The 19,631-nt window shown below is 60.9% G+C and carries 19 protein-coding genes; 11 read left to right on the forward strand and 8 right to left on the reverse strand.

Features of this window, described 5'->3' with window-relative positions:
• Positions 1 to 26: 26 nt before the first annotated feature.
• The 6 genes from prmA to gcbA all read right to left on the reverse strand — a co-directional run bounded on the left by prmA (position 27) and on the right by gcbA (position 7,295).
• A complete protein-coding gene (prmA, locus tag PSH79_RS03130) occupies positions 27 to 905 on the reverse strand; it encodes a 50S ribosomal protein L11 methyltransferase (RefSeq protein WP_305441201.1) in 879 nt (292 codons plus the stop codon).
• Positions 906 to 1,143: 238 nt separating this feature from the next.
• A complete protein-coding gene (gene accC, locus PSH79_RS03135; protein ID WP_305441202.1) occupies positions 1,144 to 2,502 on the reverse strand; it encodes an acetyl-CoA carboxylase biotin carboxylase subunit in 1,359 nt (452 codons plus the stop codon).
• A gap of 17 nt (positions 2,503 to 2,519) precedes the next feature.
• Positions 2,520 to 2,981: an acetyl-CoA carboxylase biotin carboxyl carrier protein gene (gene accB, locus PSH79_RS03140; protein WP_007914603.1), complete on the reverse strand. Its 462-nt coding sequence runs from the start codon at positions 2,979 to 2,981 to the stop codon at positions 2,520 to 2,522.
• Between the two features lie 24 nt (positions 2,982 to 3,005).
• Entirely contained in the window at positions 3,006 to 3,461 is a 456-nt protein-coding gene (gene aroQ, locus PSH79_RS03145; RefSeq protein WP_064585783.1) for a type II 3-dehydroquinate dehydratase, read from the reverse strand.
• Between the two features lie 150 nt (positions 3,462 to 3,611).
• Positions 3,612 to 5,573 carry a methyl-accepting chemotaxis protein gene (locus tag PSH79_RS03150; RefSeq protein WP_305441203.1) on the reverse strand — a complete coding sequence of 654 codons (1,962 nt, stop codon included), beginning with the start codon at positions 5,571 to 5,573 and terminating at the stop codon, positions 3,612 to 3,614.
• A 51-nt stretch (positions 5,574 to 5,624) separates the two neighbouring features.
• Positions 5,625 to 7,295, reverse strand: a complete 1,671-nt coding sequence (gcbA, locus tag PSH79_RS03155) for a diguanylate cyclase GcbA (protein ID WP_305441204.1) — start codon at positions 7,293 to 7,295, stop codon at positions 5,625 to 5,627.
• A 433-nt stretch (positions 7,296 to 7,728) separates the two neighbouring features.
• Here gcbA and PSH79_RS03160 point away from each other — a divergent pair, with 433 nt between their 5' ends.
• The 7 genes from PSH79_RS03160 to PSH79_RS03190 all read left to right on the forward strand — a co-directional run bounded on the left by PSH79_RS03160 (position 7,729) and on the right by PSH79_RS03190 (position 15,308).
• Positions 7,729 to 8,796 carry a DUF2333 family protein gene (locus PSH79_RS03160; RefSeq protein ID WP_305441205.1) on the forward strand — a complete coding sequence of 356 codons (1,068 nt, stop codon included), beginning with the start codon at positions 7,729 to 7,731 and terminating at the stop codon, positions 8,794 to 8,796.
• Between the two features lie 3 nt (positions 8,797 to 8,799).
• The gene (locus PSH79_RS03165; protein WP_095047360.1) at positions 8,800 to 9,357 is read left to right on the forward strand and encodes an NUDIX hydrolase; all 558 of its coding nucleotides are present in this window, start codon (positions 8,800 to 8,802) and stop codon (positions 9,355 to 9,357) included.
• A gap of 187 nt (positions 9,358 to 9,544) precedes the next feature.
• Positions 9,545 to 9,916, forward strand: coding sequence for a translation initiation factor Sui1 (locus PSH79_RS03170; protein ID WP_007914613.1), 372 nt, complete (start codon positions 9,545 to 9,547; stop codon positions 9,914 to 9,916).
• A 220-nt stretch (positions 9,917 to 10,136) separates the two neighbouring features.
• Positions 10,137 to 12,050 carry an arginine decarboxylase gene (gene speA / locus PSH79_RS03175; RefSeq protein ID WP_093430253.1) on the forward strand — a complete coding sequence of 638 codons (1,914 nt, stop codon included), beginning with the start codon at positions 10,137 to 10,139 and terminating at the stop codon, positions 12,048 to 12,050.
• Positions 12,051 to 12,283: 233 nt separating this feature from the next.
• A complete protein-coding gene (locus PSH79_RS03180; RefSeq protein WP_305441206.1) occupies positions 12,284 to 13,630 on the forward strand; it encodes a type VI secretion system Vgr family protein in 1,347 nt (448 codons plus the stop codon).
• Positions 13,627 to 14,421, forward strand: coding sequence for a DUF4123 domain-containing protein (locus PSH79_RS03185; RefSeq protein WP_305441207.1), 795 nt, complete (start codon positions 13,627 to 13,629; stop codon positions 14,419 to 14,421). The genes PSH79_RS03180 and PSH79_RS03185 overlap by 4 nt, the downstream gene beginning before the upstream one ends.
• A gap of 11 nt (positions 14,422 to 14,432) precedes the next feature.
• Positions 14,433 to 15,308, forward strand: a complete 876-nt coding sequence (locus PSH79_RS03190) for an alpha/beta hydrolase (protein ID WP_305441208.1) — start codon at positions 14,433 to 14,435, stop codon at positions 15,306 to 15,308.
• Here PSH79_RS03190 and PSH79_RS03195 read toward each other — a convergent pair.
• Both PSH79_RS03195 and PSH79_RS03200 read right to left on the reverse strand, forming a co-directional pair.
• Positions 15,302 to 16,651, reverse strand: a complete 1,350-nt coding sequence (locus tag PSH79_RS03195; RefSeq protein WP_305441209.1) for an MATE family efflux transporter — start codon at positions 16,649 to 16,651, stop codon at positions 15,302 to 15,304. The two genes, PSH79_RS03190 and PSH79_RS03195, sit on opposite strands and share 7 nt — an antisense overlap.
• A gap of 110 nt (positions 16,652 to 16,761) precedes the next feature.
• Complete coding sequence (locus tag PSH79_RS03200; RefSeq protein ID WP_126359744.1) at positions 16,762 to 17,055, reverse strand: hypothetical protein; 294 nt, start codon at positions 17,053 to 17,055, stop codon at positions 16,762 to 16,764.
• A 134-nt stretch (positions 17,056 to 17,189) separates the two neighbouring features.
• On the opposite strand from PSH79_RS03200, the gene PSH79_RS03205 reads away from it, so the two are divergent.
• From PSH79_RS03205 to PSH79_RS03220, 4 genes are read left to right on the forward strand one after another with little or no spacing between them, the layout of a single operon-like run.
• Entirely contained in the window at positions 17,190 to 17,492 is a 303-nt protein-coding gene (locus PSH79_RS03205) for a MazG-like family protein (RefSeq protein WP_007951009.1), read from the forward strand.
• Entirely contained in the window at positions 17,492 to 18,241 is a 750-nt protein-coding gene (locus tag PSH79_RS03210; RefSeq protein ID WP_305441211.1) for a methyltransferase, read from the forward strand. Before PSH79_RS03205 ends, PSH79_RS03210 begins: the two co-directional genes overlap by 1 nt.
• 12 nt (positions 18,242 to 18,253) lie before the next feature.
• Entirely contained in the window at positions 18,254 to 18,868 is a 615-nt protein-coding gene (locus PSH79_RS03215; RefSeq protein ID WP_305441212.1) for a DUF4136 domain-containing protein, read from the forward strand.
• 54 nt (positions 18,869 to 18,922) lie between these two features.
• Positions 18,923 to 19,480 (forward strand): DUF4136 domain-containing protein, encoded by a 558-nt coding sequence (locus tag PSH79_RS03220; RefSeq protein WP_305441213.1) that lies wholly within the window; start codon positions 18,923 to 18,925, stop codon positions 19,478 to 19,480.
• Positions 19,481 to 19,631 lie beyond the last annotated feature (151 nt).

Below are 19,631 nucleotides of genomic sequence, written 5' to 3' on the forward strand. Positions count from 1 at the left end.
CGATCCGGATTATGCAGGCGGCCATTCTAGCGCCGACGCCCGGTAATGCGCACCCAGCCATCGCGATTGGCGATCGGGTCGAGATCGAAGTCCTGAGCATAAGCGGCAGCGACTTCGTCACCTTGTTCGGCGAGGATGCCCGACAGCGCCAGACGCCCCCCGGACTTGACCAGGCTGGACAGTTGCGGAGCCAGCGAAACCAGCGGGCCGGCAAGGATGTTGGCGACCAGCACGTCAGCCTGAACCTGCGGCAGATCTTCCGGCAGGTACAGTGGGAAAAGTTCGTCGGCAATGTTGTTGCGACCGGCATTGTCGCGCGAGGCTTCCAGTGCCTGCACATCGATGTCGGTACCTACCGCTTCCTTGGCGCCGAGCAGCAGGGCGGCGATGGCCAGAATCCCCGAGCCGCAGCCGAAGTCCAGCACGTTGCAGTCTTTCAGGTCCTGGCCGTCGAGCCATTCCAGGCACAGCGCGGTGGTCGGGTGCGTGCCGGTGCCGAACGCCAGACCCGGATCCAGCAGCAGGTTCACGGCGTCAGGCTCCGGAGCGGCGTGCCAGCTCGGCACAATCCACAGGCGCTGGCCGAAACGCATTGGCTGGAAACCGTCCATCCAGCTGCGTTCCCAATCCTGGTCTTCGATGACTTCGCTGTGATGCTCCGGCAGCGGGCTGCCGGTCAGCAATTCCAGATGGGCCAGTACCGGTGCGGCTTCAGTGCCGCCCTCGAACAGGGCCAGCAGGTGCGTGTGCGCCCACAGCGGGGTGGTGTTGAGTTCCGGCTCGAAGATCGGCTGATCTTCGGCGTCCATGAAGGTCACCGATACGGCGCCCACTTCAAGGAACGCGTCTTCGTAGGTTTCGGCTTGTTCCGGGCTGATGGCCAGACGTACTTGCAGCCAAGGCATGGCGGGCACCTTTGAAAAAATATGATTGCAGCCTAGCGGCCAGCGAGAAGCGCGCAAGTTTACGCGAGCGCGCGGCAGAACACGACCATGGCCGAAGATCAAAAGATCGCAGCCTGCGGCAGCTCCTGCAGGGGAATGCATTCTTAATGTAGGAGCTGCCGCAGGCTGCGATCTTTTGACTTGGTTGCAGAAACAACAAAGCCGCCCGAAGGCGGCTTTGTCTGGTGCGGGCTGAAGCTTAGTGCTTCTCGCCAGCCAGCTTGTGCTCGAGGTAGTGAATGTTCACGCCCCCTTTGCAGAAGCCTTCGTCACGAACCAGATCACGGTGCAGCGGGATGTTGGTCTTGATCCCGTCAACCACGATTTCGTCCAGGGCATTGCGCATGCGCGCCATGGCTTCGTCGCGGGTCGCGCCGTAAGTGATCAGCTTGCCGATCAGCGAGTCGTAGTTCGGCGGAACTGCATAACCGCTGTACAGGTGCGAATCGACGCGAACGCCGTTGCCGCCTGGGGCGTGGAAATGCTTGACCGTACCCGGGCTCGGCATGAAGGTTTTCGGGTCTTCAGCGTTGATCCGGCATTCCAGCGAGTGACCGCGGATCACCACGTCATCCTGCGTGTACGACAATTTGTTGCCAGCGGCAATGCTGAGCATCTCCTTGACGATGTCGATACCGGTAACCATTTCCGAAACCGGGTGCTCCACCTGAACACGGGTGTTCATCTCGATGAAGTAGAAACGACCGTTCTCGTACAGGAACTCGAACGTGCCGGCGCCACGGTAACCGATGTCGATGCACGCCTTGACGCAGCGAGCCAGAACTTCCTGACGCGCCTGCTCGTCGATGCCCGGTGCCGGCGCTTCTTCGAGAACCTTCTGGTGACGGCGTTGCAGCGAGCAATCGCGGTCGCCCAGGTGGATGGCGTGGCCCTGGCCGTCGGAAAGAACCTGGACTTCCACGTGACGCGGGTTGGTCAGGAATTTTTCCAGATAGACCATCGGGTTGCCAAACGCCGCGCCTGCTTCGGTGCGGGTCAGTTTGGCGAAGGAGATCAGGTCTTCTTCCTTGTGAACCACGCGCATGCCGCGACCACCACCGCCGCCAGCGGCTTTGATGATCACCGGATAGCCGACTTCACGACCGATACGCAGCGCCGTTTCTTCGTCTTCCGGCAGTGGGCCGTCAGAACCTGGAACGGTTGGCACGCCCGCTTCGATCATCGCGTGCTTGGCCGATACCTTGTCGCCCATCAGGCGAATGGTGTCGGCTTTCGGACCGATGAAGGCGAAGCCGGAGTTCTCGACCTGCTCGGCGAAGTCAGCGTTTTCCGCGAGGAAACCGTAGCCCGGGTGAATGGCGGTAGCGCCAGTCACTTCAGCCGCAGCGATGATGGCCGGGATGTGCAGGTAAGACTGAGCGGCAGACGCCGGGCCGATGCAGACGGATTCGTCTGCCAGACCCAGGTGCATCAGCTCTTTGTCGGCCTTGGAGTAAACGGCGACGGTCTTGATGCCCATCTCTTTGCAGGCACGCAGAATCCGCAGGGCGATCTCACCGCGGTTAGCGATCAGAACTTTTTCCAACTTCGCAGTCATCAAAGGCTCTCCGCAGTTCAAACGATGGTGAACAGCGGTTGGTCGTACTCAACCGGCTGGCCGTCTTCGACGAGGATGGACTCGATCACACCGCTGGTTTCAGCTTCGATGTGGTTCATCATCTTCATGGCTTCAACGATGCACAGGGTGTCGCCTTTCTTCACGGTCTGGCCGACTTCAACGAAGGACGGCGAGGTTGGCGAAGACTTGCGATAGAAAGTGCCGACCATCGGCGAACGGGCAACAGTGCCGTTCAGCGCTGGAGCAGCAGCGGCAGCCGGGGCTGCAGCAGCAACAGGAGCCGCGGCAACGGGTGCGGCAGCCGGTGCTTGCATCGGTGCTGGTGCGTAGTACTGCTGAGCCGGGGTCTTGCTGTGACGGCTGATGCGTACGGACTCTTCGCCTTCCTTGATCTCGAGCTCGTCGATGCCGGACTCTTCCAGCAATTCGATCAGTTTCTTAACTTTACGGATATCCATGAATCATCAACTCCCAAGGGTCGGTCAGGGGCGTATAGCTTGTTGTTCAAGCTGCTCTAGTGCAGCCTCCAGGGCCAGTCGGTAACCGCTGGCGCCAAGGCCGCAGATCACTCCTACCGCTACATCGGAGAAGTAAGAGTGATGGCGGAAAGGTTCGCGTTTGTGCACGTTGGACAAATGCACTTCGATGAATGGGATGCTCACTCCCAGCAGCGCGTCACGTAATGCAACACTTGTATGTGTAAAAGCTGCTGGATTGATCAGGATGAAATCCACACCTTCGCCGCGTGCGGCGTGGATGCGATCGATCAATTCGTACTCGGCATTGCTTTGCAGATGCAGCAGATGATGGCCGGCTTCACGGGCGCGGCGCTCCAGGTCCTGATTGATCTGTGCCAGGGTCGTCGACCCATAGGTGCCCGGTTCGCGGGTGCCGAGCAGGTTCAGGTTGGGGCCGTGCAGCACCAGTAGGGTTGCCATCTGCGTGTCCTTGTTATGAATAAGCAGTCGTCAGAACCCGGCGACTATGCCGCAAAGACTTTGTGACTGTCCAGTTCTATGCAATAGCCAGCACGATGGCCGATGTTTGCGCAAAATTTGTGACCGAGGGGTTAGATCCGGTCATTCGCTCTACATAACCCTGCTGGAGACACGGAAGGCCTGAACGGCGGTATGCAACTGCCCGCCCAACACCAACAGGTTCTCGCCTTGCTCACGACCCTGGCCAATGCGCAGCAGATTATCCCCACCCAACTGATGAATCCGCTCACTGTGATCGCGAATCTCGCTGACCGCGCCACTCTGCTGCGCGGTGATATCGGCAATGCGGATCGCCGTGTCGGAAATGGTCTGGATCGCTCCGACGATCTTATCCAGCGCACCGTCCGCCGCTTGTGCCTGATTGGCTGTGGCTTCAGCGTGCTCGACCTGTGCGCGCATGCCTTCGACCGATTGGCGGGCGGCGCTTTGCAGGCCGGCGATCAGGGTCTGAATTTCCGCCGTCGCGCCGGCCGTGCGCTGCGCCAGCGAACGCACTTCCTCGGCCACCACGGCAAAACCACGACCCATTTCCCCGGCGCGTGCCGCTTCAATCGCCGCGTTGAGCGCCAGCAGGTTGGTCTGATCGGCAATCGAGCGGATCACCGTCAGCACGCCGCCAATGGTTGCCGACTCTTCAGCCAAGTGTTCGATCATTTGCGCGTTGCCTTGCACTTCGCCCACCAGTGCACGCAGTCCGGTCAGGCTCTGGCCGATGACGCTCTGGCCGTGTTCGACGGCGAGTCCGGCATGACGGCTGGCATCGGCAGCCTGGCGCGCATCGCCAGCAACTTGCTGAATAGTTGCCTCCAGTTCGCCGAGGGAGTCGCGGATCAAAGCGGTATCACCCGCCTGATGCTCAGCACCGCTGTGCAAGTCGTTGCTCAGTTCGGCAAGGGTGCGGCTGCTGCCCGCCACTTGCTCGGCATTGCCGCGAATGGTCCCGACCAGATCCACCAGATAGGCCCGCAAGCGGTTGAGCGAGGCTTCGATGTCCTGCAATTCGCGGTTGGTCTTGCCCAGTTGAATGTCTTGACTGAAATCGCCTTCGGCCCAGGTCGACAATGCTGGCGCAAGATTGGTCAGGGTGCGGGCCAGGCGGCGCTGCAAGGTATCGATCAGCAGCGCAATCAATAGAATCAGACCGATCATCACCCCTTGCATCAGCCGCACTTCGCCCTGGATTTGTCCGTGCTGGGCACGCACGACCGGTTCCAGGCCAGCGATGGCTTGCTGCACGGCAGCGATTTTCAGGTGCGTGGCGGTGCTGAGGTCGGTGCGTTTCTGGATTTGCTCGCGGGTGCGTTGCAGTTCCGCCGGATAACGGCCGAGCAGGCTGTTGAGTTCGCGTTTGAGGCCGACACCGGCGTCTTCGGCGACGGCTTTTTCCGTACTCTCGATGCCCATCATCGCGGCGAAATCATCGTTGCTCGATGCATTGCTGGCGACCACACCGAGAAGGGGCAGGGCATCGACCAACTGCGCCTGAACGCGGATGTTGTCGACTTCGCGCTCGACGTCGACGGCCAATTCGCTGCGGCCGCTGCTGACCAACTTGTCCCGTGCCAGCGACAGTTTGCCCAGATGCTGCGAGGCGGCTAGCAATGGCGTCAGCCAAGCCGCGTTGCCAGTGGCGTAGGTGCTGAGTTGATCAAGACTGGCGCTCAATTCGCGTTCGGCCTGCAACAGCAGCGCCTGCGGGTCGCCAGCGAGTTTGCCGGCGGCGAGCAGGTCGGTTTTGCTGAATTCTTCCAGGCCGGAGAGGCTCGGGCGCAGGGTGTCGGCCAGTGTGGGGGGCAGTTCATCGAGCTCTTTCTGCACGTTAGCGATGGCCTGACTGGCGCTGCTCAGACGCAGGGCATCACCGCTGGCGAGGTAATCCTCGACGTTGCGCGCCACCTCGTTCTGAAATTGCTGCGATAGCCCCAGGTAACGCTCCATCAACAGATAAGGACGTTCCAGGGCTTTTTGCGACCACCACAGCGTGGCGCCGAGTGCCAGGCACACGGCGACGAGCAGCAGAGTGTTGAGATTGGTGAGCAACTTCAGGCGCATGACGGCTACCAACGGCAGAAATGGTAAGCGCCTGAATTTATTGCGGTTCTGTTACAGGGTTATGACCGAATCGGTGGATTCCGATGAAAAAGTGGCACTTTGCTTTGATTCCCGCGCGGTCTGCACTCGATTGCGTCCGGCACCCTTGGCACGATACAGCGCTTCGTCTGCCTGACTGGCCATCATCAGGCTGTCGGAGTCGTCGTGCATCTCCACAACCCCGGCGCTAAAGGTGCACCACAAGTCCTGCGGCTGGGCCGGGTAATGGATTTCGGCAAAACGCTGGCGAATCTCATCGAGCACTTTGTGCGCGGCTTCGATATCGGTGTCGGGCATGACGATCGCGAACTCTTCGCCACCGTATCGGCCAATGAAATCGGTCTTGCGCAGACGCTGTTTGAGAAACAGAGCCAGGCTTTTGATCACACGGTCGCCCATCGGATGGCCGTGGCTGTCGTTGACCCGCTTGAAGTGGTCAATGTCGAGCATCGCGAAGCTCAACGGCTTGTTCTCACGGCGGGCGCGGAACGAGCAGTCTTCGAGCAATTGCAGAATGTGCGTGTGGTTGTACAAACCGGTGAGGCTGTCGCGGACCATCCGCGCCTTGAGATTGCGCGCACGGGCGGCGCGGTTGCGCACCGTGGTGATCAAGTGGCGCGGTTTGATCGGTTTGGTGAGGAAGTCGTCGCCGCCTTCGCTCATGGCGTCGAGCTGTTTATCCAGATCGTCCTCGGCCGACAGGTAAATGATCGGCACGCTGACGTAGCGGTCGTTGTGCCGGATCACTTTGGCCAATTCGGTGCCGGTACAGGCCGGCATGTACATGTCGAGGATGATCAGATCCGGCTGGAAATCCGCCAGTTCGGCCATCGCCTGAATCGGTTCGATCAAGGTACGGGTGACGATCCCGGCGCTGTTGAGCAGGCGCTCGGTGTGCAAGGCCTGGGCGCGGGAGTCATCGATGATCAGTACTTTATAAGGTTCGTATTGAGCGACGCAGGTCAGGACTTCGATCTTCTCCAGCAGGCTCGATGCTTCGAGGGTGCCGGTGAGGAATTCCTGGCCGCCGGCGCGCACTGCGGCGAGACGGGTGGGCGTGTCGGTTTCGTGCAGGCTGAAGAACAACAGTGGCAACGGTTCTTCCAGACCGACCTGGGCTTCGGCGGCGAGTTTCAGCCCGACGCCGGCCCCGCTGAAATCCACGTCCATGACGATGGCGGCGGGCAGACGCTCGACCATCGACGAGCGAAACGCCGCGACGCTGTCCAGCGCCTGGGCACTCAGGCCGAAGAATTCCAGTTGTTTGGCCAGTCGTTCGGCGCGGTCGTGATCCTGCAGCATCACGTAAATCGGCTTGCGCAGCGGCGGCAGAAAGGTCTGGTCGAGTTGATCGCCATGACGCAGGCCGGTGCGCGACAAGCGCTGCATCAAGCGATTGAGGTCGGTGATCAGGCCGCTGCTCAGGCGGCCGCGATTGGCGTCCACCGCTTCCAGCGACTGGCCGATATGGCGCGCGAGCTGGGTGTGCTCGGGCTGTTCGAAGCGCTCGGCAAACCGCAGCAGGCGCAGGTTGGCCTCGCTCAGTTCGGCGAGGTCGACGGTGGACCATTCGCTGCGTTGCAGGCGCTGCCATATCTCAAGAATCTGACGTGCCTGATGAATTACCCGCTGGGCAAAGTGGTGCTTGAGACGCTCACGGCTGGGGTCTTCTGGCTCGGTCATATCCTGACTACTAGTTAGGCTGCATGCTGAGATCGACTGGTGGCTCTATGCTAGCACCTCTTTTCCCTTAGACGAGTGTTGCACGTCAATAATCTGCAATGCGTCACTATTCAGTTTCCGACCGAGTGGTTTTATTTTTGACCTGTTCGTCTGTCGAGTGCCTGTGTACAGGGGGTTGTCGGGAAGGGCAAGTGGGCTTGGGGACATTTTTTTCGTCGTATGCATAAGTGCGGTGAAGCCGTTGTGCGACTGTTTCAACGCCCTGCGTCGGCAGCGCAGGGGAGATGGCATCAGGGATTCCCTTAGTGCTGGCAGATGCGACATATGCCTGCGCGATTTGCGGCTTATCTATACTCGCGGGTGCCCGGCCTCGGCACGTTGTTGTATGGTTGTGGTCGAACCGTTGAACCCAAGTGATTGAAAGGATATCGCCATGCTGGACTGGAAAAACCGCGCGGGCGCCGCGCCTGAACGTGCCGCCGCGCCCAAGTCGGCCACCCGCAGCTATGTTGGCGGGCTGTTGTTCAGCCGCGCGCTGGCCACCCTGGTCGGCATTTATCTGTTGGTGACCATCGGCCTCGGTTGGTACTGGAGCCAGGAGCCGGCGTTGTTTCCCGTGGCGCAAAACGCTCAAGTGGCTGCCGAGAAAGAAGGCAAGCAGATGGTCATCGGCTACACCACGGTGGAAACCTTGAAGACCGTCGCTGGCACCTTGCTCGACAAGCCAGGCGGCTACATTTCCAACGACCGCTTCCCGCCGGGCCTTTGGATGGACAACACCCCGAGCTGGGAATACGGCGTGCTGGTGCAGGTTCGCGACCTGACTCGCGCCCTGCGCAAAGACTTCGCCCGTTCGCAATCGCAGTCGGCCGAAGACGCCGATCTGGCCAAGGCGGAACCGCGTTTCAACTTCGACAACAAGAGCTGGATCCTGCCATCCAGCGAGTCGGAATATCAGGAAGGCATCAACTCCCTGAGCCGCTATCAGGCGCGCCTGTCTGACCCTTCGCAGAAAAACGCACTGTTTTATGCGCGCGCCGACAATCTGAACAACTGGCTGGGCGATGTCGGCACCCGTTTGGGTTCGCTGTCGCAGCGTCTTTCGGCCAGCGTCGGTCGCGTCAAACTCAATACGGCGCTGAAAACCGAAACCCCGGCTGTTGGCGAAGTGCCGCAGGTTGACGAAGAAATCGTCGAAACCCCGTGGATGCAGATCGACAACGTGTTCTACGAAGCGCGCGGTCAGGCCTGGGCGCTGTCGCACTTGCTGCGCGCCATTGAAGTCGACTTCGCCGATGTGCTGGCGAAGAAGAACGCCACGGTTAGCGTGCGTCAGATCATCCGTGAACTGGAGGCGTCGCAAGAGCCAGTCTGGAGCCCGATGATTCTCAATGGCAGCGGCTTTGGGGTGCTGGCCAACCACTCGCTGGTCATGGCCAACTATATTTCCCGGGCCAACGCCGCCGTCATCGATCTGCGTCAACTGCTCAATCAGGGCTGATTAATGAGTCATAACGCCAAAGAGGCGGCCCATCGTGCCGCCTCGGATGCCGAACAGATCGCCTGGGTCGACGAGCAGGACAACCTGCTCGGCGCCCTGGTGCGTGCCGATTTGCGCGAACGCGGGCTGATCGGTCGCGGCACTTACATCATGCTGTTCAATTCCGCCGGTGAGCTTTGCGTGCATCGGCGTACGTTGAGCAAAGCCATTTATCCCGGTTACTGGGACGTGGCGGCGGGTGGCATGGTGCAGGCCGACGAGACTTATGCCGAGTCGGCAGCCCGAGAGCTGGAAGAAGAACTGGGCGTCAGTGGTGTGGAGCTCACCGCTCACGATCATTTCTACTTCGAAGACACCGGCAACCGTCTGTGGTGCTCGGCGTTTTCCGCCGTGTGGGATGGCCCGTTGAAACTGCAACCGGAAGAGGTGCTGGAAGCGCGCTTTATTCCGGTCGAGCAGGTGCTGCAGGAAATCCAGCAGAAGCCTTATTGCCCGGACTCTCTGGCCGCGTTGAAGCGCTATCTGAAGGCGCAGCAAAGCGACGTCGCAAAGAACACATAAATTGGCGCCGATTGGCACTTAGCAATCGGGTTTTTTGCCGTTACACTGCGCGACCTTTTCAAGCTGCACCGTCCTGCTTTTATTGAAGCCTCGGTGCAGTAGCGCTGCCCCTGCCTGAGTGGGGCTTCGCGGTCGATGACCTTGCCCAAGGTCGCGATCAGTCTTTGTCCTCCCAAGAGGATTGCCGGTGGCCAAAAAAGCCGCATCCTTCGCCGCCTTAGGTGGCCTGGTATTTTCCACCGACGCAGGTCGTCATTGCCCGGAATGCAGTAAGCCGGTGGACGCCTGTATCTGCAAACAAACCGTGATCCCGGCCGGCGACGGCATTGCCCGCGTGCGTCGCGAGAGCAAGGGCCGTGGCGGCAAGACGGTGACCACCATCACCGGCGTGCCACTGGCCGAAGACGCCCTCAAAGAGTTGGCGACAACGTTGAAGAAACGTTGCGGCACCGGCGGGGCGTTGAAAGACGGAATCATCGAAATCCAGGGCGATCATGTCGAGCTACTCTTGGCCGAGTTGATCAAGCACGGTTTCAAAGCGAAGAAGTCCGGCGGCTAGCAGCCTCTGTGAAAACCACCTGCGGCTTGATCCGGCTCTGAAAGTCTTCGGGTCCGGCGTCGTCTCCATGGTTTTCACAGAGCCTGTTCATGACCGGTTTCTAAACTCCACGCAGTCCGCGCGGTCTACCGCCGCGCTGACGAACCGTCATTTTCATTCTTTAGACTGCGCCGGCCTGAACGTCAGGCGACGCACTATGACTTCTTTATAGGGGACTTCGATGTCCGTACGACGCACACGCAAAGACGATGGCAGCCAATGGACAGTTGCGGACAGCCGCAGTGTTTACGGGATTCGCCATTGGGGGGCCGGGTATTTCGCGATCAATGACGCCGGTCGCGTCGAAGTTCGTCCGAACGGCCCGAGCAGCTCGCCTATCGACCTGTTCGAGCAAGTCGACCAACTGCGCAAAAGCGGTTTGTCCTTGCCGTTGCTGGTTCGCTTCCCCGACATCCTGCAAGACCGTGTACGCCAGTTGACCGGCGCTTTCGATTCGAACATCGAGCGCCTGGAATACCAGAGCAAATACACCGCGCTGTACCCGATCAAGGTCAACCAGCAAGAGGCGGTGATCGAGAACATCATCGCCACCCAGGACGTCTCCATCGGTCTGGAAGCCGGCTCCAAGCCTGAGCTGCTGGCGGTGCTGGCACTGGCGCCGAAAGGCGGCACCATCGTCTGCAACGGTTACAAAGACCGCGAGTTCATCCGTCTGGCGCTCATGGGCCAGAAGCTCGGCCACAACGTGTTCATCGTGATCGAGAAAGAATCCGAAGTCGGTCTGGTGATCGAAGAAGCCGCCTCGCTGAAGGTCAAGCCGCAGGTCGGCCTGCGTGTGCGTCTGTCGTCGCTGGCCTCGTCCAAATGGGCGGACACCGGTGGCGAGAAATCCAAGTTCGGCCTGTCGGCAGCGCAACTGCTGTCGGTGGTCGAGCGCTTCCGTGCCGCCGGACTGGATCAGGGCATTCGCCTGCTGCACTTCCACATGGGTTCGCAGATCGCCAACCTCGCTGACTATCAGCACGGCTTCAAGGAAGCGATCCGTTACTACGGCGAGCTGCGTAATCTCGGTCTGCCGGTCGATCACATCGACGTCGGCGGCGGTCTGGGTGTCGACTACGACGGCACCCACTCGCGCAATGCCAGTTCGATCAACTACGACATGGACGATTACGCCGGTGTCGTGGTCGGGATGCTCAAGGAATTCTGCGACGCGCAGAGCCTGCCGCACCCGCACATTTTCTCCGAAAGCGGCCGCTCGCTGACCGCACACCACGCCATGCTGGTGGTGCAGGTGACCGACGTCGAGAAACACAACGACGAAATCCCGCTGATCGAAAACAAGGAAAACCTGCCGGAAACCGTACAGTGGCTGGTTGACCTGCTCGGCCCGACCGACATCGAAATGGTCACCGAAACCTACTGGCGCGCTACCCACTACATGAGCGATGTGGCCGCACAGTACGCCGACGGCAAACTGACCCTGGCTGAAAAAGCCCTGGCCGAGCAATGCTACTTTGCGGTGTGCCGTCGCCTGCACAACTCGCTGAAGGCGCGTCAGCGTTCGCACCGTCAGGTGCTCGACGAACTCAACGACAAGCTGGCCGACAAGTACATCTGCAACTTCTCGGTATTCCAGAGCCTGCCGGACACCTGGGCGATTGATCAGGTGCTGCCGATCATCCCGCTGCATCGTCTGGATGAAGAGCCGCTGCGCCGTGCCGTGCTGCAAGATCTGACCTGCGACTCCGACGGCAAGATCAACCAGTACGTCGACGAGCAGAGCATCGAGACCAGTCTGCCGGTGCACGGTCTGAACGAGGGCGAAGACTACCTGCTGGGTGTGTTCCTGGTCGGCGCCTATCAGGAAATCCTCGGTGACATGCACAACCTGTTTGGTGACACCGACTCGGTGAACATCTACCAGAACGCCGATGGCAGCGTTTACCACGCCGGCATCGAAACCCACGACACCATCGAAGACATGCTGCGTTACGTGCACTTGTCGCCGGAAGAACTGATGACTCACTACCGCGACAAGTGCGCCAGTGCCCGCATCAGTGCCAGCGAGCGCACGCAATTTCTTGATGCCTTGCGTCTGGGTCTGACCCGCTCCTCTTACCTGTCTTCCTGAGGCCAGGTAGCGATCTCGCAGGGTTGTCTGAAATTTTCCCGCAAGCTGTGGAAAATTCGGATGACCCTGTGAGATACATCCCAAAGTCTTCGCGAAATGCTTGGCTATCTCGGCCAGCAAAGTCATCCGGTCTGCTTTTCGCGTAGGTCATTTCCTAAGTTGTACTTCGGCACTCTACTCGGCCATGGCTCTCGGCGAGAATCCCCGACCGCCCCTCCTGTAGAGATCCGCCTATGTTCGATCAAGCCAACGAGTCCTCGTTTCGTCTCGATGTAGCGGGCCTGTCCGACCCTTTCGAAGTCCTCGCCTTCACCGGTAGCGAGGCCCTGAGCGAGCCTTTTGCGTTCGAGATCGATGTGTTGATCGACGATCCGCAACTGGACCTTGCCGGCCTGCTTTACCGTTCGGCTTTCCTGTGTTTCGGCCCGTCGGGGGAGGGCGTGCACGGGCAATTGCAGAGCCTCGTCCAGCATGAGCAGGGGCACGGTTCCAGACTGAGCCGGATCCGCCTGGGGCCGAAACTTGGCTGCCTCGATCTGCGGATCAGTCAACGGATTTTCAGTGGCCGTTCGGTGCCGCAGATCATTGAGCAAGTGCTCAGGGAGCACGGTATCGTCGGTGCGCAGCGCCGCTTCGAGTTGCGTGGCGACTACCCGGCGCGCACGTTCTGCACGCAATACCGTGAATCGGATCTGCAACTGCTGCAACGCTTGTGCGCGCAGGCGCGGATTCACTATTTCTTCGAGCACCAGCGCGGCGGTCATTGCCTGGTATTCGGCGATGATCCGGCGCAGTTGCCGTTGGCTGACGCCGCTTTGTATCAGGGCGAGCCCGCCGATCCTTGTGCCGGCCCCGCGGTACACCATTGGCAATTGCAGGAAACGTGTCAGGCCGAAGGCACCTGGCTGGCACCACATGCCGAAGGACGCAGTGACCTGGCGGCGTTGCGTAGCGGCCAATGGCTGCGTCTGGTCGGGCATCCCTTCGCCGAATGCAATCGCCATTGGTTGCTGACCAAGGTGGAACATAGCGCCGATCCGGCCCTTGATCTGCCTTATGCCAACCGGTTGTTCGGTGCGCAGCAGGTGCCAGCGTGTGCGTCGGCCGCCGAGCCGTCGAGACTGCGCATGCACAGTCTGCAACGGGCCTGGGTGGTGGCGGTCGACGAACCTCAGCCCGATCATTTGCGCCCGGTGGCGGTGCAGTTCGACTGGCTCTATCAGGGTGAAGGTGCGGCGCCGAGTCACTGTTGGCTGCCGCTCGCTCCAGCCTTGGCTGATGCGCCGCTGGCGCTTGGCGATGGCGTCGAGGTCGTGGTGAGTTTCTTTGAAGGCGATCCCGATCAGCCGATGATCAGCGGGGTGCTGCAACCACCGGCCGCCACCCCGAACATCACCGATGACCCGCCGCCACCATTGCCGGAGAAATTGGTCAGTGAAGGCCTGCAGCAATTGCTCAGATCAGGCGAGCCGCTCTTGTTGCTGTGCCTGATGCCCGGAGGCGGCAGTTTCAGCCACTGCACAGAGGTCGTGTGCAGTTGTCGGTTACTCACCGCGCTTGAACAGAGCGGCGCAACATGAGCGGCGCGGCGCTGGAGCCGATGGCGCAATGGCTGTTGCTCGACGGCCCGGATGCATCGCGGGCCTTGACGCTACTGCGACAGGCTTTCGGCGACGTGCGGCGCTTCTGGCTGTTTGACGGTACCGAGTTCGAGCCGGTGAGCGCGCACGGCCCGGTGCTGATTGACCTGCGTGATAGCCAGGCGCTGGGGGCGTTGTGTCAACGCGATCCGGATACCTGGCGCGGCTTGCTGCTGGGCAGCGAGGCGCCGGCGCCTGAACTGCTGAGCCACTTGCAACGCATGCTCACGATCTCGTTCGGATTGAACCATCGGGCCTTGCTCAGCTATTACAACCGCCAGACCGCCAGCTATTTCTTCGACGCCTGCGATGCTGGCGAATTGAGTCGCTGGCTGGGTCCGATCCGCCAGTTGCGCTGGTTCGGTGGCACCTGGGCCGATCGTGCGATTGGCAGCCAGGGCTGGCAGCAGTTACGCAACCCCGGGCTTGCCGTAGAACCATTGAACATCGAAGAAAGCCTTACGCGACGGCAGCGCGAACGCCTGCAAACCTGCCTGTTGGAGCAGCACATCTGGCGCTGGTGCCAATCATTCGGAACCGATTACGCAACGATGGCCTCCCATGTTCAACAAGGTTTGGCGCTGGGGTTCAGCGACCGCAGTGTGCTCGATGGCTGGTTGTGGCTACGCTTGCTGCATCCGCGCGCCGTGCTGGTGCCGCCGCCGGTGGGGCTGACCCAGCAGGAGCGGCTCGACCATGTACGTCGCCAGTGGGGTGGCGATCAATCCTGAGGTTCGCGCGTATGGCAGGTTTTTTCCGGCAAGGGTTCGGCGCCATGATCGGCGCTGTAGTGGTGTTGCTGCTAAGCGCGTGTTCGCCGGTAACACTGCTCAATGCGCTGACGCCGGACAGCACGTTCGAAAAAACCACGGGCATTGCCTACGGTGACGATCCCCGGCAGAAGCTCGATGTCTACGTGCCGCGTGATGGATTGGCGGATGCGCCGGTCGTGGTGTTTTTCTACGGTGGCAGCTGGAACAGCGGCGCGCGCGAGGATTACGCTTTTGTTGGCGAGGCGCTGGCGTCCCGGGGGATTGTCGCGGTCGTGGCGGATTATCGGTTGTATCCGCAGGTGCGTTATCCACTGTTTCTTCAAGACAACGCGCGGGCGGTGGCGTGGACCCGTGCGCACATTCGCGAGTTTTCCGGCAATCCGCAACGCTTGTATCTGATGGGGCACAGCTCCGGTGGCTACAACGCGGCGATGCTGGCGCTGGATGACGACTTGCTCGCTGCCGTGGGGATGTCGCCCAAGGACATCAGTGGCTGGATCGGTCTGGCCGGGCCGTACGATTTTCTGCCAATCGTGAATCCTGATGTGCGCCCGGTGTTTTTCTGGCCAGACTCACCGCCGCAGTCGCAGCCGATCAATCACGTCAGTCGCGGCGCACCGCCAGCTCTGCTGATCGCGGCGAACAAGGACGATCTGGTCAACCCGACCCGCAACACCGCCGGCCTCGCCCGCAAACTGCGCGAGGCCGGGGTGCCGGTACAGGACCTGTATTACTCGCGGCCCAATCACATCACGCTGGTGGCGACCCTGTCGCGACCACTGCGTCGACTGGCGCCGGTGCTCGATCAAGTGGTCGGCTTCATCGAGCACACGCCGGCTCAGTGAGCAGCGCCGTTGAACCAGCCGTCGTTGCGCTTGAGCCACAGGGCCTGTGCGCCGAGCGTCAGGCTGCGCAGCACCATGAACAACAGGAACGTTATCCACAGACCGTGATTGCCCAAACCTTGCAGTGCCCAGGCGAACGGCACCAGCAAAGCCACGGTCATGAGCATGCCATTGCGCATTTCCCGCGCGCGGGTGGCGCCGATGAACAGGCCGTCGAGCAGGTAGCTCCAGACCGCAATCAACGGCAGCACAGCGAGGTAAGGCAGGTATACGAACGCGGTGTCGCGCACGCTCTGGATGTCGGTTTGCATTTCGATGAACAAGTGCCCGGCCAGTAAAAACAGCAGGGCAAAGCCAAGGCTGGCGATCAGGGACCAGCCACCGGCGACCACCAATGAGCGGCGCAAGGCCAGGCGATCGCGGGCGCCGATGGCATGCCCGCACAGGGCTTCGACCGCGTGAGCCAGACCGTCCAGCGCATGCGCCGTCAGCAGCAAACCGTTGAGCAACAGCGCGTTGGCGGCGACCGTCGCATCACCGAGTCGCGCGCCTTGCACGGTGATCAGAAAAAACACCGATTGCAGCGCCAGGCTGCGGATGAAAATGTCGCGGTTGACCGCCAGCAGCGGGCGCCAACTCTGCCACACTTTCAGCGCAGCCCAGACGATTTGCCCGGGATAGGCGCGCAACGCTTTGCGGGTCAGCAGCAGACCGAGTAGGGCGCCGCTCCATTCGGCAATCACCGAGGCCCGGGCCGAGCCGACCACGCCCCAGTCCAGCCCCATGACGAACCACAGATTCAGCGCTATGTTGATCAGGTTGGTGGTCAGCAGAATCGCCAGCGGCGCCCGGGCGTTCTGGGTGCCGAGGAACCAGCCGACCAGTGCATAACTGGCCAGCGCTGCGGGCAGGCCGAACAGTCGGGTGTGGAAGAAGTCGCGAGTGAGCTGATCCAGTTCCGCCGACGGCTGCATAAAGTGCAGTGCAACGCCGCTTAGCGGCACGCCCAAGGTGCCGAGAACCAGCGCCAGCCCCATCGCCAGCAGCAGCCCTTGCAAGAGAATCTGCCGCAACGCCGCGCCATCGCTACGCCCGGCCGCTTGCGCGGCGAAACCGGTGGTGCCCATGCGCAGAAAACCCATGGCCCAGGCCAGAAAGGTGTACAGACTTGCGCCAACCGCCACGGCGCCCAATTGATGGGCGTGGGGCAAGTGGCCGATGACGGTACTGTCGACCAGCGCCACCAGCGGTACGGAAATATTGGAGAGGATCATCGGCGCGGCGAGCGCCCAGACCTTGCGGTGAGTCGGGCGGTCGCGCCAGTCGGCAATCAGGTTGGACATGCGGGCTCCTTGGGGAGCGGGCATTGTAGCGATTCGTCGGGGAATTGCTTTGCTCGGATAACCAGCCCCTCACCCCAGCCCTCTCCCTGGGGAGAGGGCCTTCCAGAGGTCTAATGAATAATCCAGCTCAACAGCCACAACCCCAGCAGCAACCAGATGATCCCGGCAATGATCGACGCGTTCATGAACGCGCGAATCGCCGACCACAGCAGCATCAACCCGACGATCAGCGCGATGATGCTAATGATCGAAGTGTCCATCCCCAACGTCTTGGCCAAACCGTCGACAAAGTTGCCCCCGGCGTTGCTCAGCATGTTGAACAAACCACTGAGGCCATCGACGATAAAGCGAATGACCGAACCGAGTGCCTGGCCGAGCCATTCGAAAAAGCTTTCTACCTGCATGTGTTCATCCTGATGAAAGAGCTGAGCCTTGGGCCACGACGCAGGTGGCCGAGTTCCCTGCAAGCATAGAGCTTTCTTTGGCCCTTGCCTTCAACCGGCATCCCCCCGAAGCTATACGCCTTCAGGAGAGCCCGATGAACCTTGTTGAACTGACCGAACGCCTGCACGCCATTCGCGACCGCAATGACTGGCGGCAATTTCACAGCCCGAAAAACCTCGCCATGGCCGCCAGCGTCGAAATGTCCGAACTGGTGGAGATTTTCCAGTGGCTGACCGAAGACCAGTCGCGCCAGTTGCCGGCGGACAAACTCGCCCACGCCGGGCAGGAAGTCGGCGATATCGTTCTGTATCTGTTGCTGCTGTGCAGCGAGTTGGGGTTGGACATGAATGAAGTGGTGCGCAGCAAACTCGCCGACAGCGAACGGCGGTTCAGCTGATGGGCGACCGGCATTTCGATCAGTTGGCGACCCGTTTCGCCGAAAAAATCTACGGCGGTGCCAAAGGCGCGATTCGCCTCGCGGTGTTGCAGGCTGACCTTGCCGAAGCACTGCCGGATCGCCCGTTGCGGGTGCTCGACATCGGTGGCGGTCTCGGCCACATGTCGTTGTGGCTGGCCGAGCGCGGGCACGACGTGACCTTTACCGAGCCGGCTGAGCCGATGCTCGAAGGCGCCCGCCAGCGTTTCGCCGAAGCAGGGCAGACCGCGACGTTTATTCAGGCGCCGTGGCAGGAACTGCTCGGGCAACTCACCGAACCCTACGATCTGGTGATCTGCCACGCCGTGCTGGAATGGCTGGCCGAACCCCACGCGATCCTGCCGGTGCTGCATCAGTTGACCAAACCCGGAGGCTGGTTGTCGCTGGCGTTCTACAACCGCGATGCTCTGATTTACCGCAATCTGCTCAAGGGCCATTTCAAGAAAATGCGCAAGAACGTCATGGCTGGCGAAAAGCAGAGCCTGACCCCGCAGCAGCCACTCGACCCACGGGAATTGGCAACGCAACTCGAAGGCTTGTGGCAGGTCGAAAGCCAGAGCGGGGTGCGGGTTTTCCACGACTACATGCCGGTGGAATTCCAGGCTCGCGCCGAACTCGCGGATTTGCTCGAGATGGAACTCGCCCACCGTCGTCACCCAAGCTTCGCCGGGCTTGGGCGCTACCTGCACTGGATCTGCCGGCCGATCTGATCGGAGCGCAAAATGAAAGCACAATCGGGGTTACTGCTGATCTGTCTGGGGTTGGCCGCCTGCCAGGGCAGCAACCCCTACGTGGCGCAGTCGCGGCCCTTGCCGCCGGCGCCAGCGCAAGCCGCCAATACCTTTGATCGCAGTGCCTATCCGGCGCCGCCGCGTGATTACGGGCGCTATCGCAGTTGGGCGTGGCTCGATGGGCAACTGCCGTCAGGCACGGCTTGGGCGGATTCGGCGCAAGTGGCCGAGGCGGTGAGCAACGCACTGGATCAGCGCGGCTTGCGTCCGCTGCACGACAATCGCCCGGCTGACCTGTTCGTCACCGCCAATCTGCATCTGGAAACCCGCTTGCGTCAGGTCCAGGACGATTACGGATACGGCTACGGCGGATACAGTGGCTATGATCGTTATGGTCGCGGTTACGGCATGTACAACAGCGTGCCGGTCGTGCGCACCTATCAGGAACAGGTTGTGGTGGTGCGGGTCGACCTGTTCGACGCCGGTACCGGTCAGCCGGTGTGGAGTGCCAGCGCCGAAACCGCGAACAAGGGCAGCCAGATCGACCGCACCGACGCGATTCGCGAGGCTGTGGAAAAGGCCATGTCGGCGTATCCTCCGAGTTAGCTTCGGTTAATCGAGAAGCTTTAGCAGGTTCATGTCTTCAACCGGAGAAAAACCATGTACCGCCGTCTTGTTTTATTAGCCATGGTTGCGCTGCTCGGCGCCTGTGCCGCCAACCGGGTCAATCACGACTTCGACGCCAGCCGCGACTTTGCCGCTTATCGCAACTGGAGCTGGAAAGACCCCGCCCTGCAATACCGTCCCGATGATCCACGGATCAAAAGCGACCTGACCGAACAACGCATCCGTCAGGCTGTCACCGATCAACTGGATCAGCGCGGTTTGCGCCCGGCGCCTGCCGGCGCCAAGGGCGACTTGAGTGTGCAGACTTACCTGATCGTCGAGGATCGTCAGCAGCAAGTGACGACCAACTACGGCGGTGGTTGGGGCGGCCCATGGAATGGCTACTGGGGCGCGCCGATGTACAACGAGACGCGCAACATTACCTACAAGGTTGCGACGATCCAGATTGACCTGCTCGACGGCAAGGACGGCAAACTGGTGTGGCGCGGCAGCGATGAGCAGATGCTCAGCAGCACGCCGAACCCGACGGATCGCAGCAATGCCATTCGCGAAACAGTCGCCAGGATCCTCACCAACTATCCACCGCGCTGACGCTGTATAAAAATCGGGAGCCAATGAGCTCCCATTTTTTTGCCCGACACAAATCCCCCTGTAGGAGCTGCCGAAGGCTGCGATCTCTTGATCTTGCTTTTAAAGATCAGGATCAAAAGATCGCAGCCTTCGGCAGCTCCTGCGGTGGGGT

This window comes from Pseudomonas sp. FP2196, from assembly GCF_030687715.1.
In the GTDB taxonomy this organism is placed as follows: domain Bacteria; phylum Pseudomonadota; class Gammaproteobacteria; order Pseudomonadales; family Pseudomonadaceae; genus Aquipseudomonas.

Bases quoted from the DNA above. Each gene is read 5' to 3' on its own strand.
- prmA (WP_305441201.1), bottom strand. From the start codon at position 905: ATGCCTTGGCTGCAAGTACGTCTGGCCATCAGCCCGGAACAAGCCGAA.
- accC (WP_305441202.1), bottom strand. From the start codon at position 2,502: ATGACTGCGAAGTTGGAAAAAGTTCTGATCGCTAACCGCGGTGAGATC.
- accB (WP_007914603.1), bottom strand. From the start codon at position 2,981: ATGGATATCCGTAAAGTTAAGAAACTGATCGAATTGCTGGAAGAGTCC.
- aroQ (WP_064585783.1), bottom strand. From the start codon at position 3,461: ATGGCAACCCTACTGGTGCTGCACGGCCCCAACCTGAACCTGCTCGGC.
- PSH79_RS03150 (WP_305441203.1), bottom strand. From the start codon at position 5,573: ATGCGCCTGAAGTTGCTCACCAATCTCAACACTCTGCTGCTCGTCGCC.
- gcbA (WP_305441204.1), bottom strand. From the start codon at position 7,295: ATGACCGAGCCAGAAGACCCCAGCCGTGAGCGTCTCAAGCACCACTTT.
- PSH79_RS03160 (WP_305441205.1), top strand. From the start codon at position 7,729: ATGCTGGACTGGAAAAACCGCGCGGGCGCCGCGCCTGAACGTGCCGCC.
- PSH79_RS03165 (WP_095047360.1), top strand. From the start codon at position 8,800: ATGAGTCATAACGCCAAAGAGGCGGCCCATCGTGCCGCCTCGGATGCC.
- speA (WP_093430253.1), top strand. From the start codon at position 10,137: ATGTCCGTACGACGCACACGCAAAGACGATGGCAGCCAATGGACAGTT.
- PSH79_RS03180 (WP_305441206.1), top strand. From the start codon at position 12,284: ATGTTCGATCAAGCCAACGAGTCCTCGTTTCGTCTCGATGTAGCGGGC.
- PSH79_RS03185 (WP_305441207.1), top strand. From the start codon at position 13,627: ATGAGCGGCGCGGCGCTGGAGCCGATGGCGCAATGGCTGTTGCTCGAC.
- PSH79_RS03190 (WP_305441208.1), top strand. From the start codon at position 14,433: ATGGCAGGTTTTTTCCGGCAAGGGTTCGGCGCCATGATCGGCGCTGTA.
- PSH79_RS03195 (WP_305441209.1), bottom strand. From the start codon at position 16,651: ATGTCCAACCTGATTGCCGACTGGCGCGACCGCCCGACTCACCGCAAG.
- PSH79_RS03200 (WP_126359744.1), bottom strand. From the start codon at position 17,055: ATGCAGGTAGAAAGCTTTTTCGAATGGCTCGGCCAGGCACTCGGTTCG.
- PSH79_RS03205 (WP_007951009.1), top strand. From the start codon at position 17,190: ATGAACCTTGTTGAACTGACCGAACGCCTGCACGCCATTCGCGACCGC.
- PSH79_RS03210 (WP_305441211.1), top strand. From the start codon at position 17,492: ATGGGCGACCGGCATTTCGATCAGTTGGCGACCCGTTTCGCCGAAAAA.
- PSH79_RS03215 (WP_305441212.1), top strand. From the start codon at position 18,254: ATGAAAGCACAATCGGGGTTACTGCTGATCTGTCTGGGGTTGGCCGCC.
- PSH79_RS03220 (WP_305441213.1), top strand. From the start codon at position 18,923: ATGTACCGCCGTCTTGTTTTATTAGCCATGGTTGCGCTGCTCGGCGCC.